17 protein-coding genes are annotated in these 17706 nt (G+C 69.9%); 12 read left to right on the plus strand and 5 right to left on the minus strand.

All coding sequences use genetic code 11. The features are described from left to right. Nucleotide 1 precedes the first annotated feature (1 nt). Nucleotides 2-1867: a translational GTPase TypA gene (typA, locus tag ACIBGM_RS16075; protein ID WP_396385967.1), complete on the minus strand. Its 1866-nt coding sequence runs from the start codon at nt 1865-1867 to the stop codon at nt 2-4. A gap of 263 nt (nt 1868-2130) precedes the next feature. On the opposite strand from typA, the gene ACIBGM_RS16080 reads away from it, so the two are divergent. Together ACIBGM_RS16080 and ACIBGM_RS16085 are read left to right on the plus strand one after the other, a co-directional pair. Continuing rightward, nucleotides 2131-2778, plus strand: coding sequence for a TetR/AcrR family transcriptional regulator (locus tag ACIBGM_RS16080; protein ID WP_396385968.1), 648 nt, complete (start codon nt 2131-2133; stop codon nt 2776-2778). A 76-nt stretch (nt 2779-2854) separates the two neighbouring features. Beyond that, a complete protein-coding gene (locus tag ACIBGM_RS16085; protein WP_396385969.1) occupies nt 2855-4123 on the plus strand; it encodes an erythromycin esterase family protein in 1269 nt (422 codons plus the stop codon). Here ACIBGM_RS16085 and ACIBGM_RS16090 read toward each other — a convergent pair. Beyond that, complete coding sequence (locus tag ACIBGM_RS16090; RefSeq protein ID WP_396385971.1) at nt 4117-4866, minus strand: SDR family NAD(P)-dependent oxidoreductase; 750 nt, start codon at nt 4864-4866, stop codon at nt 4117-4119. The genes ACIBGM_RS16085 and ACIBGM_RS16090 overlap by 7 nt on opposite strands. A 95-nt stretch (nt 4867-4961) precedes the next feature. On the opposite strand from ACIBGM_RS16090, the gene ACIBGM_RS16095 reads away from it, so the two are divergent. The 4 genes from ACIBGM_RS16095 (at nt 4962) to ACIBGM_RS16110 (ending at nt 8446) form a co-directional block, all read left to right on the plus strand. Next, complete coding sequence (locus ACIBGM_RS16095; RefSeq protein WP_396385972.1) at nt 4962-5888, plus strand: hypothetical protein; 927 nt, start codon at nt 4962-4964, stop codon at nt 5886-5888. A gap of 65 nt (nt 5889-5953) precedes the next feature. Beyond that, nucleotides 5954-7204, plus strand: coding sequence for a D-inositol-3-phosphate glycosyltransferase (gene mshA, locus ACIBGM_RS16100; protein ID WP_396386215.1), 1251 nt, complete (start codon nt 5954-5956; stop codon nt 7202-7204). Continuing rightward, nucleotides 7201-7689, plus strand: a complete 489-nt coding sequence (locus ACIBGM_RS16105; RefSeq protein ID WP_360516371.1) for a YbjN domain-containing protein — start codon at nt 7201-7203, stop codon at nt 7687-7689. Before mshA ends, ACIBGM_RS16105 begins: the two co-directional genes overlap by 4 nt. A gap of 10 nt (nt 7690-7699) precedes the next feature. Then, complete coding sequence (locus tag ACIBGM_RS16110) at nt 7700-8446, plus strand: phosphoglyceromutase (protein WP_360516374.1); 747 nt, start codon at nt 7700-7702, stop codon at nt 8444-8446. Nucleotides 8447-10026: 1580 nt separating this feature from the next. Here the strand turns inward: ACIBGM_RS16110 and phoU are convergent. Then, entirely contained in the window at nt 10027-10734 is a 708-nt protein-coding gene (phoU, locus tag ACIBGM_RS16115) for a phosphate signaling complex protein PhoU (RefSeq protein ID WP_360516377.1), read from the minus strand. 207 nt (nt 10735-10941) lie between these two features. Between phoU and ACIBGM_RS16120 the strand changes: the two genes are divergently transcribed. From ACIBGM_RS16120 to ACIBGM_RS16130, 3 genes are all read left to right on the plus strand, one after another. Beyond that, nucleotides 10942-12159 carry an ATP-binding protein gene (locus tag ACIBGM_RS16120; protein WP_360516380.1) on the plus strand — a complete coding sequence of 406 codons (1218 nt, stop codon included), beginning with the start codon at nt 10942-10944 and terminating at the stop codon, nt 12157-12159. Nucleotides 12160-12178: 19 nt separating this feature from the next. Then, nucleotides 12179-12856 carry a response regulator transcription factor gene (locus ACIBGM_RS16125; RefSeq protein ID WP_133787236.1) on the plus strand — a complete coding sequence of 226 codons (678 nt, stop codon included), beginning with the start codon at nt 12179-12181 and terminating at the stop codon, nt 12854-12856. A gap of 84 nt (nt 12857-12940) precedes the next feature. Continuing rightward, nucleotides 12941-13957: an iron-siderophore ABC transporter substrate-binding protein gene (locus ACIBGM_RS16130; protein ID WP_360516383.1), complete on the plus strand. Its 1017-nt coding sequence runs from the start codon at nt 12941-12943 to the stop codon at nt 13955-13957. A gap of 152 nt (nt 13958-14109) precedes the next feature. Here ACIBGM_RS16130 and ACIBGM_RS16135 read toward each other — a convergent pair whose 3' ends face one another. Continuing rightward, nucleotides 14110-14721, minus strand: coding sequence for a hypothetical protein (locus ACIBGM_RS16135; RefSeq protein WP_396385973.1), 612 nt, complete (start codon nt 14719-14721; stop codon nt 14110-14112). A 265-nt stretch (nt 14722-14986) separates the two neighbouring features. Here ACIBGM_RS16135 and ACIBGM_RS16140 point away from each other — a divergent pair, with 265 nt between their 5' ends. The 3 genes from ACIBGM_RS16140 to ispF are packed head-to-tail and all read left to right on the plus strand — an operon-like array spanning nt 14987 to nt 16695. Continuing rightward, nucleotides 14987-15472, plus strand: coding sequence for a CarD family transcriptional regulator (locus ACIBGM_RS16140; RefSeq protein WP_012918679.1), 486 nt, complete (start codon nt 14987-14989; stop codon nt 15470-15472). A gap of 60 nt (nt 15473-15532) precedes the next feature. Further along, nucleotides 15533-16228 (plus strand): 2-C-methyl-D-erythritol 4-phosphate cytidylyltransferase, encoded by a 696-nt coding sequence (ispD, locus tag ACIBGM_RS16145; protein ID WP_396385974.1) that lies wholly within the window; start codon nt 15533-15535, stop codon nt 16226-16228. Then, entirely contained in the window at nt 16225-16695 is a 471-nt protein-coding gene (gene ispF, locus ACIBGM_RS16150; protein ID WP_396385975.1) for a 2-C-methyl-D-erythritol 2,4-cyclodiphosphate synthase, read from the plus strand. Before ispD ends, ispF begins: the two co-directional genes overlap by 4 nt. On the opposite strand, the gene ACIBGM_RS16155 is transcribed toward ispF, so the two are convergent. Then, on the minus strand, nt 16689-17666 hold the full coding sequence (locus ACIBGM_RS16155) for a nitrilase family protein (RefSeq protein WP_396385977.1): 978 nt from the start codon (nt 17664-17666) through the stop codon (nt 16689-16691). The two genes, ispF and ACIBGM_RS16155, sit on opposite strands and share 7 nt — an antisense overlap. Between the last annotated feature and the right edge of the window lie 40 nt (nt 17667-17706).

Below are 17706 nucleotides of genomic sequence, written 5' to 3' on the forward strand. Positions count from 1 at the left end.
ATCAGGCCTTGTTCTTGCGGCCCAGTTTGGCGCGGTCTACCTGGTTGAGGGCTACCTTGCGCATACGGATGGCCTCGGGGGTGACCTCGACGCACTCGTCTTCGCGGCAGAACTCCAGGGACTGTTCGAGCGACAGCTTCCGGGCCGGCACCAGCTTCTCGAACTCGTCCGCCGTCGACGACCGGACGTTGGTCATCTTCTTTTCCTTGGTGATGTTCACGTCCATGTCGTCCGAGCGCGAGTTCTCGCCGACGATCATGCCCTCGTACACCTCGGTGGTCGGCTCGACGAACAGCGTGCCGCGCTCCTGCAGGTTGATCATCGCGTACGACGTCGCCGCGCCGGCGCGGTCCGCCACCAGCGACCCGCTCGGCCGGGTCCGCAGCTCGCCGAACCACGGCTCGTACCCCTCGAACACGTGGTGCGCGATCCCGGTCCCACGCGTGTCGGTGAGGAACTCGGTCCGGAACCCGATCAGCCCGCGGGCCGGCACCAGGAACTCCATCCGGACCCAGCCGGTGCCGTGATTGGTCATCTGCTCCATCCGGCCCTTGCGGACCGCGAGCAGCTGGGTGACCGTGCCGAGGTACTCCTCCGGGCAGTCGATCGTCAGCCGCTCGACCGGCTCGTGCCGCTTGCCGTCGATCTCGCGGGTGACCACCTGCGGCTTGCCGACGGTCAGCTCGTAGCCCTCGCGGCGCATCTGCTCGACCAGGATGGCCAGCGCCAGCTCACCACGGCCCTGCACCTCCCAGGCGTCCGGCCGCTCGGTCGGCAGCACCCGGATCGACACGTTGCCGACGAGCTCCTTGTCCAGCCGGTCCTTGACCAGCCGGGCGGTGACCTTGGTGCCCTTGACCCGGCCGGCCAGCGGCGAGGTGTTGGTGCCGATCGTCATCGAGATGGCCGGCTCGTCCACGGTGATCAGCGGCAGCGGCTTCGGGTCCTCCGGGTCGGCGAGGGTGTCGCCGATCATGATCTCCGGGATACCCGCGATCGCGACGATGTCACCGGGTCCGGCGGAGTCGCCGGGCACCCGCTCGAGGGCCTCGGTGACCAGCAGCTCGGTGATCTTCACCCGCTCGACGCTGCCGTCGTGCTTGCACCACGCGACCTGCGCGCCCTTCTTCAGCGTGCCTTCGTGCACCCGGACCAGCGCGAGCCGGCCGAGGAACGGCGACGCGTCCAGGTTGGTGACGTGCGCCTGCAGCGGCGCGTCCTCGACGTACGTCGGAGCCGGCACGTTGGCCAGGATCGTCTCGAACAGCGGCTCGAGGTCCTCGGAGTCCGGCAGGCCGCCGTCGGCGGGCTGGGTCAGCGAGGCGCGGCCGGCCCGGGCGGAGGCGTACACGACCGGGAAGTCCAGCGCGCTCTGGTCGGCGTCGTGGTCGAGCAGGTCGAGGAACAGCTCGTAGGTCTCGTCGACGACCTCGGAGATCCGGGCGTCCGGCCGGTCCACCTTGTTGACCACCAGGATCACCGGCATCTTCCGGGCCAGCGCCTTGCGCAGCACGAACCGGGTCTGCGGCAGCGGGCCCTCGGAGGCGTCCACCAGCAGCACGATCGCGTCCACCATCGACAGGCCGCGCTCGACCTCGCCGCCGAAGTCGGCGTGACCGGGGGTGTCGATGATGTTGATGGTGACCTGCTCGCCGCTGGCCATCTTGTGCCGTACGGCGGTGTTCTTGGCCAGGATCGTGATGCCCTTCTCACGTTCCAGGTCGCCGGAGTCCATCGCCCGCTCGTCCACGTGCTGGTGGGCCCCGAAGGCGCCGGACTGCCACAGCATCGCGTCCACCAGGGTGGTCTTCCCGTGGTCGACGTGGGCGACGATCGCCACGTTGCGCAGGTCGTTACGGACAGGCATGGGGAAGCGCTCCAAGTAGTCAGAGGGTTTTCAGGCGGTGGCTACGGCTGTTTCACGTGCCACTCGACACAGGGCGCAGCCCCTTCATCCTACCGGTGACGGACTGTGTTCACGAATCGGGCAACCCTTTGACATTGGTTGACTGGACGTCCAGTCTATAGACGGGACGCCTGGGGAGGGGTCCGCAACCACGGGGGGTCAGGCCCCGGAGGGCCGAGCATGAGTGGGGGGTTGCTCGGACCTCCAGGGCCCAGACCAGCAACGTGGAAGGAACCGTGCCGCGCTCGGCCACCGTGAACCAGGAGATGCGGGAACGCTCGCGCGAACGCATCCTCGCCGCCGCGCTCGAGGTCTTCGCCGAGCGCGGGTACGAGGCCGCGTCCATCTCCGAGATCACCAGCCGGGCGGGCGTGTCCCGGGGACTCGTCGCCTACTACTTCGCGTCCAAGGACCGGCTCGCCGCCGAGCTCCTGGACCGCTGGCTGGACGGCATCACCGCGATCACCGGCATCGAGGGCACCCCGGACGAACGCCTGGCCGCGATCATCGACGGGGCCCTGATGGCGGCCGCCACCACGCTGCCGATCCAGCGCCTGGCCATCACGTTGATGATGCAGCCCACCACACACGACGTCTTCGCCCAGGTGGAGGCCGAGAAGAACGCCCGCCTGTGCCAGGTGGAGGACGCGATCCGCTCGATCTTCGTGGCCCGCGGCGCCGCCGACCCGGCCGTCGAGGAAATGTTGCTCCGGGCAACCTTGGAGGGCGTCACCGTCAAGCTCGCGATCTACTCGCACAGCTTTCCCCTCGAGGACGTCCGCCGCCGCCTCTACGCCGGCTACGCCCTCCCCGAGCCGGCCGCCCCACTCCCGATCAGCTCGCCTCCGGTCCACCGCCTCCGCGCCAAGTAGTACGACGTACGGCGTACGAGCAGAGCCGCCCGCTGTGGGATGTTCGGGCCGCCACTCGACGCCAGGGTTGTGAGGTATGGAAAAGAGTGGGGTTTCCCGAAGAACACTGTTGGCCGGCTCGCTGGCCGGCGTGGCTGTCGCTGGTGGCGTGGCGTCGCCCGGATATGCCGGCCGGGTGGACGAGTCGGTAGCCGAATGGATCCGGCGGAATGCGGTGCCGCTGGGTGACCTGACGCAGCTGCGGCGGTCCATCGGTGGCGCGCAGATCGTCGGGCTGGGCGAGGCCGTGCACAGTACGGCGGAGATCACCCGGCTGAAGCACCGCGTCCTGCGGCACCTCGTCGAGCGGATGGGCTTCCGGGCGATTGCGTTCGAGGAGGACTGGTCGCTGTGCACCCAGGTGAACGAGTACGTGCGGACCGGTCGGGGTGACCTGAAGGCGCTGATCGGCCAGATGAGTCCGGCCTGGCGCTCGCAGGAACTCGCCGACGTGCTCGAGTACGTGCGCGCCTACAACGCCAGGCATCGCGACAAGGTCTACTTCGCCGGCGTCGAGTACTACGCGACCCGGCCGCTGGCGTACGACGCCATCGACAAGTACGTCGCCCGTCACGCACCCGACCGCCTGGCCGAATTGCGTCGCAGTCTGAGGCCGATCCGCCCGAACACCACGGACATGGGCAAGTACGTCCAGTGGTACTGGAAGGAGGTCGACGACAAGGCGCCGTACATCAGCAAGGCGAAGGCCGTCTACGAGCTGGTCCGCGACCTGCCGGACGATGAGATCGTCCATCACGCGCGGCAGATCGTCTCGTTCTACGAGGCGTTCAGCCTGCCGGAGGCCGAGATCCCGGCCTACCGCGACGCCCGCGCCGCGGAGAATGTCCGGTGGGTGCGCCGCTCCACCGGCGACAAGGTCGTCTACTGGGCAGCGAGCGCGCACACCGCCAACGCACCCGGTCTGCGCATCACGGCGCCGCCGTACCCGGACACTGTCTTCCCGAGCGCCGGCTCCTACCTCAAGCGCTGGTACGGCGACCGGTACCGCATCCTCGGCTTCACCTTCGAGACCGGGACGACGCTCGGCCCGATGGGACCGATCGACATGCCACCGGCTGCACCGGACTGGTTCGAGTACCAGCTCCGAGCGGGCGGGACCGACGTGTTCAGCCTGGACCTGCGCAGGCCGGCGCACGGCGCCGTACAGGACTGGCTCGACGCGACGGCGAAGACCCGCGGCTACCCGGAGGCCGGGGCGTCGTCGTGGATGACCGGCGGCAGCATCGCCGAGTGGTACGACGTACTGGTCCACTGCCGCCGGGTCACTGCAGTGCGTGGCTACTGAACGCGGTGCACCTTGTGCTGGGCGGCCTGCGCCCGGGGACGGACGGTGAGCCGGTCGATGTTCACGTGCGGCGGCCGGGTCGCGATCCAGGTGACGATGTCGGCGATGTCGTCGGAGGTGAGCGGCTCGGCCACGCCGGCGTACACGGCGTCGGCTTTGTCCTGGTCGCCGCCGAACCGGGTCAGCGCGAACCCCTCGCTGCGCACCATGCCCGGCGCGATCTCGCAGACCCGCACCGGCTGGTCGTACAGCTCCAGCCGGAGAGTGTCGACGATCGCCTTGGCCGCATGCTTGGCGGCCACGTAACCACCGCCGCCCTCGTAGGCGACCTGGCCGGCCGTCGAGCCCATCACGATGATCGTGCCGCGGCCGGCGACAAGGGCCGGGAGCAACGACTTCGTGACGGCCGCGACACCGATCACGTTCACCTCGTACATCTGCCGCCAGGCCTCCAGGTCCGCCTCCGCGACCGGCTCGAAGCCGAACGCGCCGCCGGCGTTGTTCACCAGCAGTGCGAGCCGGTCACCGACCGCGTCGGCGAGGGCGGCGACGTCCGCGGCCACGGACACGTCGCACTGGACCGCACGGCCGTCGATCTCCTTGGCCAGCGCCTCGATCCGGTCCAGCCGGCGGGCCGCGCAGATCACCTCGAACCCCTCGCGGGCCAGGTGCCGGGCCGACGCGGCACCGATCCCGCTGCTCGCTCCGGTGACGACGGCTAGAGGACGCGCATTCGAAGTCATGCCTCTGAGTCTCCCAGCCCGGTTGCCATCGGCGGGAACCAGTCCGCACAGTAGAACGTCGGGACTTTGGGGAGCGGATCACAGGGGGCGAGCGCATGGCGACCGAGCCGGACGACGAGACGCCGCCGGGTCCGGTGCTCTTCGCGCCCGACGTACCGCCGGCGGTCCGGTCCTTGCTGAGCGAGCATCCGAGCGTGCTGCTGCCGGCCAGTGCGCCGAAGCAGGACGCCGTCGGACGGCAGGCGGCGGGAGAGACGATCGGCGGTCTGGTGGTGTTCGCCGGGATCGAGGTCGGCCTCTGGTTCGCGCTGCGCTGGCTGGTCTACGCGATCTTCCCCGACGGCCTGGCCTTCTGGCTGAGCCTCGGCGCCGGCGTGTTCGGCGTACTGCTGCTGGTCGCAGGAGTCGCCGCGATGACAGGCGAGGGCAGGGCCCGGGTCGCTGCCCGCAAGCACCACGGCCAGTACCTGCTCGCCGAGGACTGGGACGGCGACGCCACCGCGCTGATGGAGCGGGCCCAGCGCGCGGTCGAGACCATCCAGGACTCCGAGGTGAACAAGCGCGGCCTGCTCGACGCAGCCAAGAACGACGTGGTCCTGCCCGAGCAGCTGTGGGATATAGGCCGCGTCCTCCAGCAGTTGTCCGCGCTGCGGTCCCGGCAGGCCGACATCGAGGACCAGTTGCAGTCCGCCCGACTCGAAGCGGTCCTCCGCCCGCAGCGCGAGGCTCTCGAGTTGTCCGCGACCGCGATGGAGACGAAGGTCGCGAAGCTCGAGCGGTACGCCGACCAGGTCCGCGAGGCCGACGCCGTACTCAGGGTGGAGACCTTGCTGGAAGGGGCCCTGCAGGACCGCGACCGGTACGTCGAGCTGCTGTCCAGCACCGAGGTCGCCGGCCACAGCGGCCTGATCGAGGAGTTCAGCCAGGAGACCGCGGACCTGAACGCGACCCTGTCCCGCCGGATCGCGGCAGCCCTCGAGACCGGCCAGACCCTCGCCCTGCCGACCCGGAAGACCGACTGACCGCGCAGGGTTACTCTGACCAGGTGAGCCTTCCCTCGGCCGACCGTCCTCTCCGGCGGGTCGCGATGATCAGCCTGCACACGTCGCCGCTGGACCTGCCGGGGACCGGTGACGCCGGTGGGATGAACGTCTACGTGGTGGAGCTGTCGAAGCGCCTCGCGGACCTGGGGGTCGAGGTCGACGTCTTCACCCGGGCGACCGCGTCGGCCCTGCCCGCGCGAGTGGAGCTGATGCCCGGCGTGATGGTTCGCAACGTCGCCGCCGGTCCGTACGAAGGCCTCACCAAGAACGAGTTGCCCGCCCAGCTGTGCACGTTCGCCCGCGCGGTCCTGCGGGCGGAAGCGATTCACGAACCCGGGTACTACGACGTGATCCACTCGCACTACTGGTTGTCCGGCCAGGTCGGCCTGCTCGCCCGCGACCGCTGGGCCGTCCCGCTCGTCCACACCATGCACACGATGGCCAAGGTGAAGAACGCCAGCCTCGCGGACGACGACGTACCCGAACCGCCCGCCCGGCTGCTCGGTGAGGAACAGGTCGTCGAGGCCGCGGACCGGCTGCTCGCCAACACCGACGACGAGGCGAACGAGCTGATCACCCTGTACGGCGCCCAGCCGTCGAAGGTCGGCGTGGTCAACCCGGGCGTCGACCTGGACATGTTCAGCCCCGGCGACCAGGCCGCGGCCCGGCATGCGATCGGGCTGCCCGTGGATGCCGTCGTACTGGCGTTCGTCGGGCGGATCCAGCCGCTGAAGGCGCCCGACCTGCTGATCCGGGCGGCCGCGCGGATGCTCGAGCGGGACCCGTCGCTGCGGGATCGGCTGGTGGTGGCGATCATCGGCGGGCCGTCGGGCAACGGCATGGAGCACCCCGAGTCGCACGCCGAGCTGGCGCGGGCGCTGGAGGTCGACGACGTGATCCGGTTCGTCAAGCCGATGGAGCGATCTGGGCTGGCCGACTGGTACCGATCCGCGTCGGTCGTGTGTGTTCCGTCGTACTCGGAATCCTTTGGGTTGGTCGCGTTGGAGGCGCAGGCCTGCGGGACGCCGGTGGTCGCGGCGGCCGTCGGCGGGCTGACCACCGCGGTCGTGGACGGGCAGACCGGGCTGCTGGTGCCCGGGCACGGGGTGGACGACTTTGCCGACGCGCTGACACGGATCGCGACGGATCCGCACACCCGCGAGAGCATGGGCCGGGCGGCGGTCAAGCACGCGCAAGGCTTCGGCTGGGAGCTGACCGCGCAGAAGACAGTCGCCGCATACCGAGTCGCAACCCAGACGATGGCGACCGAACTGGCCGCGGAGGTAGCCGGATGAGAGTGTCGGCGGCGGACGTGATCCGTCAGGTCCTGAAGGAGAACGAGCTCGACTTCACCGAGGGCGAGCCCGGCGCGTTCACCGCGGACCTGCCCGGGGAGCGGAAGCTGAAGACGACGGTCACCCTGACGGTCGGGCCGCAGTCGGTCCACGTGCACGCGTTCGTCGCCCGGCGTCCGGACGAGAACCACGAGGCCGTCTACCGCTGGCTGCTGGAGCGGAACCTGAAGATGTACGGCGTCGCGTTCGCCGTCGACCACCTCGGCGACATCCACCTGGACGGCCGGGTGCCGCTGCACGCCATCACCCCGACGGAGGTGGACCGGCTGCTCGGCGCGGTGCTCGAGTACGCCGACTCGTCGTTCAACACGATCCTCGAGCTCGGCTTCGCCTCCTCGATCCGCAAGGAGTACGAGTGGCGGGTCTCCCGCGGCGAGTCCACCCGCAATCTGGACGCTTTCAAGGGCTGGCTGGAGCCCCAGTAGTCTGGGCGCCATGACCTATCGTCTGATCCTGCTCCGCCACGGCCACAGCGACTGGAACGCCAAGAACCTCTTCACCGGTTGGGTGGACGTCGACCTCAACGCCCAGGGCGTCGAGGAGGCCCAGCGTGGTGGCGAGCTGCTGCGCGACCGCGGCCTGCTCCCCGACGTACTGCACACCTCGGTGCTGCGCCGGGCGATCCGCACCGCGAACATCGCCCTCGAGGTGGCCGACCGCCAGTGGATCGACGTACGGCGCTCCTGGCGGCTGAACGAGCGGCACTACGGCGGGCTGCAGGGCAAGGACAAGAAGCAGACCCTCGAGGAACTCGGCGAGGAGCAGTTCATGCTCTTCCGCCGCTCCTACGACACCCCGCCGCCGCCGATCGAGCGCGGCTCGGAGTACGACCAGGCCGGCGACCCGCGGTACGCCGCCCTCCCCTCGGAGCTGCTGCCCGCGACCGAGTGCCTGAAGGACGTCGTCGAGCGGATGCTGCCCTACTGGTACGACGCGATCGTCCCCGACCTGGCCGACAACAAGACGGTCCTCGTCACCGCCCACGGCAACTCGCTGCGCGCCCTGGTCAAGCACCTCGACAACCTCGACGAGGCCACCATCGTCGGCCTCAACATCCCCACCGGCATCCCCCTCTACTACGAACTCGACGACGACTTCCACCCGGTAACCCCCGGCGGCGAGTACCTCGACCCCCAAGCAGCCAAAGACGCCATCGAAGCCGTAAAAAACCAAGGCCGCTAACCCACAGCCCAGCTGTGTCCCCAAAAGGACACGCCTCCGGCGCGGCTGTTCTGTTGCCGGCTCCGCCGGGCCGCGGACGATGTCACGAGCCGGGGCCTGCGGCGGCAACCAACCAGGTCGGCTTCGCGGGAAGGCGACGCCTTCGGCGCGGCTGCCTGATCGCCGGCTGCGCCGGGCCGCGGACGGTGATCACGGACCGGCGCTTTCGGCGGTGTGCAATCGGGTCGGCTCCGCAGGACGGACATGCCTTCGGCGCGGCTGCCTGATCGCCGGCTGCGCCGGGCCGCGGACGGTGATCACGGACCGGCGCTTTCGGCGGTGTGCAATCGGGTCGGCTCCGCAGGAAGGGCACGCCTTCGGCGTGGCTGTCTTGTTGCCGGCTTCGCCGGGGCGCGGGCCGGTCACGAGCTGGCGCTTGCTGCGGTGAGCATCTGCGACCGGTGTGGATGTGAGCCGCTGGGTTGGGGAAATGGCCGACCCGGACGTGTGCCAGACCGGAGGACATCCTGTCCGGCCTGCGCAGTGGTGGATTCCGGTTGGTGCTGTGCCAGCGGTCGTGGGTGCAGGCGGGGACTGGTGGGCTTGAACAGGAAATAGCGTGTTCAAGCCCACGACCACGTCGGCGAGGCCCCGACGCCGTTGGCGAGGCCCCGACCACGTCGGCCAGGCCCGACCACAATGGCAAGCCCCCGATCACGGCGGCCAGCCCTCGACCACGGCGGCTAGGCCCCGATCACGTTCGGCCACGCGCCGATCACGTTCGGCCAGGCCCCCGGCTGCGCGGTCTCGGGCGCGCTCGGGCTCTGGCTGGCTCGGGGCTCGGGTGTCGCAGTCCGCCTCTCACATCAGGGGATAGCTGTCGGCGTTGGGCGTTCTCCCCTCGTGTGCGAGCAGAGAACCCACTACCTGAGGGGATATCCGGGTCTTCTGACTGATGTGTGGGTCAGGTTGGTGCCCTAGTTCGCCACCGGGGCGGTCGAGTGGACCGGGCCCATGCCAGTCGGACCGCCCGCGAATGGGATCCCGATGCTGCGGACCGCCAGGCCATCACAATCACCACCTACGACCCGGCACCCTGCCTGGCACCGCCGACGTCAGCCGATTGTGATGGCCCGGCGGTCCGCCCTCGACGCTCACAAACCCGACAACAACCCAACGGTGTGCGCCCGCTCAACCCGCGCCGACACATCCGTCACAAGAGCCGGGTATCCGCTCGTAGGGCGAGAGGCGAAGGGCGAGGGGCGAGAGCGAGCAGCGAGGGTGGAGGCGACGCCTTCGGCTGGGGTGGTTGCCACGGCGAGGCCTTCGGCTGGGGTTGACGCGGTGGCGGCCGTTGGCTGGGGTGGTTGCCGCGACTGGCTTGCCGTCGCCGGAGCTGCTGGGGGCGGGGGCGGTCGGGTGGGGCTGCTCGTGCGGCTCGCCGGCCGTGGCGTGGTGAGGGTCCGCCCGGGACGTCGTCCGGCACCTGGCGCGGGCGGGCTGGTCGATGATCGCGACCCGGTGGCCCGGTTCTCCAGGTGTTGCAGGCACAACAGCAGGCGCCCCCGGCAGTGGTTGCCGGGGGCGCCTAGTGCTGGAGGTCAGTTGCCGTTGGGGTTGGGGGTGGAGGCGCCGGCGCCGGAGCCGGCGGCGGTGCCGCCGACGGCTACCGGGAGCTCGCCGGTGACCAGGTAGACGACGCGGCGGGCCATCGAGACGGCGTGGTCGGAGATGCGCTCGTAGTAGCGGCCGAGCAGGGCGATGTCGACGGCGACCTCGACGCCGTGCGGCCAGGAGTCGTCCATCATCAGCCGGAACTGGTTGGTGCGCAGCTTGTCCATCTGGTCGTCGGTGGCCTCCAGCCGGCCGGCCGCCTCGACGTCGCGGGTCTGGATCACGTCGCCGGCGGCGTCGACCATCTTGCCGGCCACCGAGCCCATCTCCGCGATGACGGTGTGCAGCTCGTCCGGGATCGCCGGCGCCGGGTAGCGCATCCGGGCGATCTTCGACACGTGCGCGGCCAGGTCGCCCATCCGCTCCAGGTCGGCGACCATCCGCAGCGCGGCGACCAGCATCCGCAGCTCGTTGGCGACCGGGGACTGCCGGGCCATCAGCTCGAAGACCTTGTCCTCGACGCCCTCGCCGGCCGCGTCCAGCTGGATGTCGGCCGCGATGACCTCTTCGGCCTTGCGGATGTCGGCCTCCAGCAGCGCGGCGGTCGAGCGTCGTACGGCGGTGGACACCGTCCGGGTCATCCGCTCCAGCTCGGCGAGGATGTCGTCGAGCTGCTCGTGGTAGGTGTCACGCATTGTGTTCGTTTCCGATCTGTGGTGTCCGGTGCCACGGTGGGCGGAGTGGGAGGCACGCACCTGGTACCCGCCACATCGTGACCGTATGCCGTCGAGGTTGCCGGACGGCGACGAGTGGTGAACGCATGATGAACAGTTAGGTCGTCCCCCGGTCATCCGGTGATCATTCGGTCTTTCCCTGCTGGTTGCCCGCGTAGCATCGTTGCCGTGGACCCCACGCTGGCTGCGGTGCTGGGCGGCGTCATCGGCGCGGCCCTGGCCCTGCTTTCGCTCGGTGCGATGATGCTCAGCGAACGCTCCCAGCGCAAGATTCCGGAGTCCCCGGACCCGATCGTCCCGAACGGCGTCGCCACCGTCCTGTCCGTGCTCCGGTCGTCCGCGGTGGTCATGGGTCCCGAGGACCAGGTGCTCCAGGCCAGCGCCCCGGCGCACGTACTCGGCATCGTCCGGGGCGAGCGGCTCGTCGTCGACGACCTGCTGACCATGGTCCGGGCGGTACGGCGGGACGGTGAGATCCGCCAGCAGGACCTGGAGATCGTCCGCGGCCGGCTCGGCGCGACGCAGTACGTGAGCGCCCGGGTGGCGCCGCTGGGCAGCCAGTTGGTGCTGGTCCTGGTCGAGGACCGGACCCGGGAGCGCCGGCTGGACGCGATCCGGCGGGACTTCACCGTCAACGTCAGCCACGAGCTGAAGACCCCGGTCGGCGCGCTGATCCTGCTCGCCGACGCGGTCTCCGAGGCGTCCGACGACCCGGAGGCGGTGCAGCGGTTCTCGGACCGGATGCGGGTCGAGGCCTCCCGGCTGAGCCGGCTGGTGAAGGAGATCATCGAGCTGTCCCGGCTGCAGGGCGACGACCCGCTGGAGAACCCCGGCCCGGTCGACATCAACGTGGTGATCGAGAGCGCGGTGGACCGCTGCCAGATCGACGCCGAGGACCGCGACATCAAGATCATCGTCAAGACCGAGCCCGAGCTCGAGGTGATGGGCAGCGCGGACCAGTTGGCGATGGCGATCGGCAACCTGGTCGAGAACGCGGTCAACTACAGCCCCGACGGCACCCGGGTGGCGGTCGCCGCGCACCCGATCGGCGACCTGGTCGAGGTGACCGTCAGCGACCAGGGCGTGGGGATCCCGAGCAGCGACCTGGAACGCATCTTCGAACGGTTCTACCGGGTCGACCGGGCCCGGAGCCGTGAGACCGGTGGGACCGGCCTCGGCCTCTCGATCGTCAAGCACATCGCCTCTATCCACGGGGGCGATGTCCGGGTCTGGAGCGTCGAGGGCCAGGGCTCCACCTTCACTGTGAGACTCCCGTTGCGGCTCGAACCCGCGCCGGGCCAGACCGGTTCCCCCAGCCAGGAGGAGCCGGCCGTAAACCTGACGCCTACCCCGTCAGGTGAGCGGCCTGCCTTGCAGGCCCCCTGATCGCAAAGGAGACAGCTTCGTGACCCGAGTGCTGGTCGTCGAAGACGAAGAGAGCTACAGCGACGCGTTGTCGTACGTGCTGCGCAAGGAAGGGTTCGAGGTCGCCGTCGCGGAGACCGGGCCGGATGCGCTGGACGAGTACGACCGGGCCGGTGCGGACATCGTCCTGCTCGACCTGATGCTGCCGGGGCTGTCCGGCACCGAGGTGTGCCGGGCGCTGCGTAGCCGGGGCAACGTCCCGGTGATCATCGTCAGCGCCAAGGACACCGAGGTGGACAAGGTGGTCGGGCTCGAGCTGGGCGCCGACGACTACGTCACCAAGCCGTACAGCCCGCGCGAGCTGCTGGCCCGGGTCCGCGCCGTGCTGCGGCGCGGCCAGGACGTCGAGCTGCTGCCGGACACGCTGGAGGCCGGGCCGGTCCGGATGGACGTGGAGCGGCACGTGGTGACGGTGTCCGGGACCGAGATCCGGCTCCCGCTGAAGGAGTTCGAGCTGCTCGAGATGCTGCTGCGCAACACCGGCCGGGTGCTGACCCGCGGGCAGCTGATCGACCGGATCTGGGGCGCCGACTACGTGGGCGACACCAAGACCCTGGACGTGCACGTGAAGCGGCTGCGGTCCAAGCTGGAGAAGGACCCGTCGAATCCGCAACACCTCGTCACGGTGCGTGGCCTGGGCTACAAGTTCGAGTCCTGAGTCACATCCCCACAAGTCGCCACGGCTCGTGGGGTTAGCTTAGGCTCTCCTTAGTTGAGGCAAGCCGTCACTAAGGAGAGTCCCATGTCCTGGTCCCGTACCCGGGCCGTCACCGCGATCGCTACTGCATTGGTCGTGACCACTTCGCTGGCCGCGTGCGGGAGCGACGCCGACAAGCAGGCCGACAGTTCGGCCGGTACGGCGGCTGCCGGGTTCCCGGTCACGCTGAAGAACACGTTCGGCGAGACCACCATCACCAAGAAGCCGGAGCGGATCGTCACACTCGGCTGGAACGCCCAGGACGTGGTCTACGCGCTCGGCGAGACACCGGTCGGGATGCCGAAGGTGACCTACGGCCCGACCCCGGCCGGCGTGACCGCGTGGGACGCCGACAAGTTCGACGCGTCGAAGACCGAGTTGCTGGACACCGGCGACAAGTTCCCGTTCGAGAAGATCGCGGCGCTGAAGCCGGACGTCATCCTGGCGCCGTACGAGGGTTTCGACGCGGCGACGTACAAGACGCTGTCGGACATCGCGCCGACCGTCGCCTACCCGGGCGCCCCGTGGCAGACCACCTGGCAGGACCAGACGCTGCTGGTCGGCGAGGCGCTGGGCAAGAAGGCCGAGGCCGAGAAGCTGATCAGCGGCATCCAGGACCGGATCAAGCAGGTCGCGAGCGAGCACCCGGAGTTCAAGGGCAAGACGATCACCGTCGGCTCGTTCGGCGCCGACAACTACGTGTACATGCCGGGTGACCCGCGGGTGCAGATCCTGAACGAGATGGGCTTCGTGAACGCGCCGGGTGTCGAGGCGCTCGAGAAGACCAACACCAAGAAGGAGTTCGCGCTCACCATCAGCAAGGAGAAGGTGACCGACGTGGACGCCGACGTGGTGGTCGCGTACGTCGACGGGCTGGGCGCGCAGAAGTTCCAGGCCGACCCGGTCTACTCCTCGCTGGCCGCGGTCAAGCGCGGCAGCGCCTACGTGATGGAGGACCAGCAGGTGATCTCCGGGATGAGCGCCGTCAGCGTGCTGAGCGTCCCGTGGGTGCTGGACAAGATCATCCCGAGCCTGTCCAAGGCCGCCGAGTCCGCGGGCTGACCCGCGAACCCGCCCGGTACGACGACCGATCCGTCGTACCGGGCCGCATCCGTCCGCCGGGACCTCGGCCACAGGTCCCGCCGGCACGACGAACGGGCCGTCCCGCGCCGGGGCGGCCCGTTCGGCTGTTCGGTGGCCGGGTCAGGTCAGGCTCAGCCGTGGCCGCCCTCGCCGTCGGCACGCGGCGACGGCGAGTAGTGGTCCTCCGCGAGGACCGGGATGTAGGTGGTGATCGGGGCGGCCTTGCCGAAGGTCATCGTCACGTTGACCATCTGGCCGGGCTTCGCGCCGGTCACGGTGATCGGCTCGCCCGGGGCCGCGGGGGTCTCGGTGCTGCTCGGGGTCGGCGTCGCCGTGGCCTCGGTGCCCTCACCGGCGGCCGGCGGGAGCAGGGTCGACGTACCGGCCTTGAGGTCCAGCTCCTTGACGTTGCCGAACGTGACCTCACCGGGCTGGTCGCCGCCGGCCTGCCCGTCCTGGGTCTGGGCCGGCGCCTGGGCGATCCCGACCAGGGTGTCGTCCTCGGAGCCGTTGTTGACGATGACGGCGTGCAACTCGCCCTTGCCGTCCTCGGAGGCGATCACCAGGACGTTGCGGACCGCGATCGAGCCGGAGTCGGCGTTGGCGCCCTCGGCGGCCTGGTAGGGCTGCAGCGTCTGGGCGTTGAAGTTCGCGCCGCAGGCCGTCAGCACGATACTCAGGGTGGCGGCGGCACCCGCCAGCGCGGCGCGCCGGACGGACCGCGAGGACAACGTGATCGGCACTGGGATCCCTCTCCTGCAAAGCTGTTCGACGCCCTGAGGCAGCGGCCTCCGGCGCGTCAAAGCGTAGCTCTCGCCTCGTCCGGGCTCGACGGCGGGCTGGCTGTCACGGTCCGTCGCACCGGTGTCCCGGGCAACCTTTCACGCGCGCACGAGGCACGGGTGAGAGCGTTTGTCAAGGCGGGAAGTGGCCCCTGACCAGCGCAAACGTCCCGGCCGGACCATTTGCCACGTGGTAGGATGGACCTTGGAAAGGGGCACGTGACATATGACTTTCACAGTCGGCGAGACGGTTGTTTACCCCAATCACGGTGCGGCCGTCATCGAGGACATCGAGACCCGTCAGATCAAAGGTGAGGACAAGACCTATCTGGTCTTGAGGATCGTCGCTCAGAACGACCTGGTCGTCCGGGTCCCCGCGTGCAACCTCGATCTCGTCGGCGTGCGTGACGTCGTGGATCAGGCTGGCCTGGAGCGCGTCTTCGACGTGCTGCGCGCACCGCACACGGAGGAGCCGACCAACTGGTCGCGACGGTACAAGGCGAACCTCGAGAAGTTGCACTCGGGCGACGTGATGAAGGTGGCAGAGGTCGTTCGCGACCTGTGGCGCCGTGAACGTGACCGCGGTCTCTCCGCCGGTGAGAAGCGGATGCTGGCGAAGGCTCGCCAGATCCTGGTCTCCGAGCTGGCCCTGGCCGAGCACACCAACGAGGACAAGGCGGAAGCCATCCTCGACGAGGTTCTCGCTTCCTGATCCACCCGATCAGACCGAGACGGAACACGTGATCCTGCCGCCCTGCGCGGACTGCTCCCGATGAGCACCGCGGCCATCATCCCGGCGGCCGGTCTCGGGCTCCGGCTCGGTGGTGAGACCCCGAAGGCATTTCGAGAGGTCGGTGGCGAATCGCTGCTGGTCCACGCCGTTCGTGGACTGCGGGCAGCGACCGCCGCCGACCTCACGTGTTTCGTGGTCGCCGTTCCACCCGGCACCGAGGACGCGGTCCACAAGGAGCTCGAGCCGTACGCCGGTGCCGCCCGGCTGCTCGTGGTCCCGGGCGGCGCCGAGCGGGCCGACTCGGTCCGGGCGGCCCTGGACCTGGTCCCGGCCGACGGGATCGACTGCATCCTGGTCCACGACGCGGCCCGGGCCTTCGTCCCGGCGGCGGTCGTCGAGCGGGTGGTCGAGGCGGTGCGTGGCGGGGCGGCTGCGGTCGTACCGGCGGTGCCGGTGACGGACACGATCAAGCAGGTCTCCGGGGCCGGCGAGGTCGTGGACACGCCCGATCGCTCGACGCTGGTCGCCGTACAGACGCCGCAGGGGTTCGACCCCGCGGTGCTGCGCCGTGCGCATGCGGCCGGTGGCGCCGGGGCGACGGATGACGCGATGCTGTGTGAGCGGCTCGGCGTGACCGTGCTGACGGTCGAAGGGTCCGAGGACGCGTTCAAGGTGACACGGCCGCGGGACCTGCTGCTGGCCGAGGCGTTACTGGCGGACAGGAGGCTGACGTGAAGGTTCCCCGGGTCGGGACCGGCGTCGACGTCCATCCGCTGGAGGCGGGCCGGCCGATGTGGCTGGCCGGGTTGCTGTGGCCGGAGGAGACGTCCGGACCGACAGGTCACTCGGACGGCGACGTCGCGGCGCACGCGGTCTGCGATGCGCTGCTCAGCGCGGCGCGGCTGGGCGACCTGGGGTCCAACGTCGGTACGTCGGATCCCGAGTGGGCCGGTGCTTCGGGGGCCGCGCTGCTGGCCGAGGCCGCTCGCCGGGTGCGCGCCGCGGGGTTCGAGATCGGGAACGTGTCGGTGCAGATCATCTGCAACCGGCCGCGGTTCGCCGGTCGCCGCGAGGAGGCCGAGAAGGCGATGAGCGCCGCGTGCGACGCCGAGGTCTCGGTGAGTGCGACGACGACCGACGGGCTCGGCCTGACCGGCCGCGGCGAAGGCGTCGCGGCCATCGCCACCGCGCTCGTCTACTGACCGTCCAGCGTTCGCAGGCTGACCGGATCGGGTGAGAACCGGGCGGCCCGCGGGTCCAGCTCGTCCCCGGTCGGTTGTGTCAGGACGCCGTACAACTCGGGACGCCGGCCGCGGAGCCAGCGGCGGCCGGTTGCCAGCGGCACCAGGTCCAGGTCGAGGTCGGCGACCACCACGGACTCGGCCGGCGCCGGGGTCTCGGCGACGATCCGGCCGTACGGGTCCAGGATCATCGCGTTGCCGGTGCGGACCTCGTCGTCGTCCCGGCCGACCCCGTTGCTGAACAGCACGAACAGGCCGTTGTCGTGCGCCCGCGCCGGCAGCCAGCGCAGCAGCCAGCCGCGCCCGTTCGGGCCGTTGAACGCGGCCGCCAGCTCGGTCCGGTCCCCGCGCTCCCAGACCTCCAGCGGGATCGGCTTCATCCCGTGCGGGCTGCGGGAGCTGGTGCCGCCGGTCTGGTGCGGCGCCAGCAGGACGGTTGCTCCGAGCAACGCGGTGATCCGGACGTTCTCGACCAGGTTGTTGTCCCAGCAGATCAGGATCCCGGCCCGGAACCCCCAAGGCGTGTCGAACACCGTGTACGACGACCCGCTGGCGATCGCCTCGTGCTCGAACGCATGCAGCTTCCGGTGCACGTGGACTGCTCCGGTCGGCAGGCAGACGGCGTACGAGTTGAAGAGCTTGCCGTCGGCATCCTCCAGGAACCCGACGCCGATCCCGGCGTCCAGCTCCTTGGCCAGGGCGAGGACCCGGTCGACCAGCGGCCCGTCCGCGGGCGAGGCGAGCTCGTGCAGCCGCTCGGCGGTGTGCCGGCGGAGGTGCCAGTAGCCGAGCAGGCACATCTCCGGGAAGACCACCAGCTTGGCGCCGTCGGCCACTGCCTGGCGGGCCAGCCGCTCGACGATCGCGAGGTTGGCGGCCGGCTGGTCCGGCACCGGCTCGAACTGGACGACGGCGCTCCGAAAGAAGTTCATACCCCTATCGAAACGCCGACCGTTCCATCACGTCCAATAG

The sequence above is a fragment of the Kribbella sp. NPDC050470 genome (genome assembly GCF_044458365.1).
Taxonomy (GTDB): Bacteria; Actinomycetota; Actinomycetes; order Propionibacteriales; family Kribbellaceae; genus Kribbella.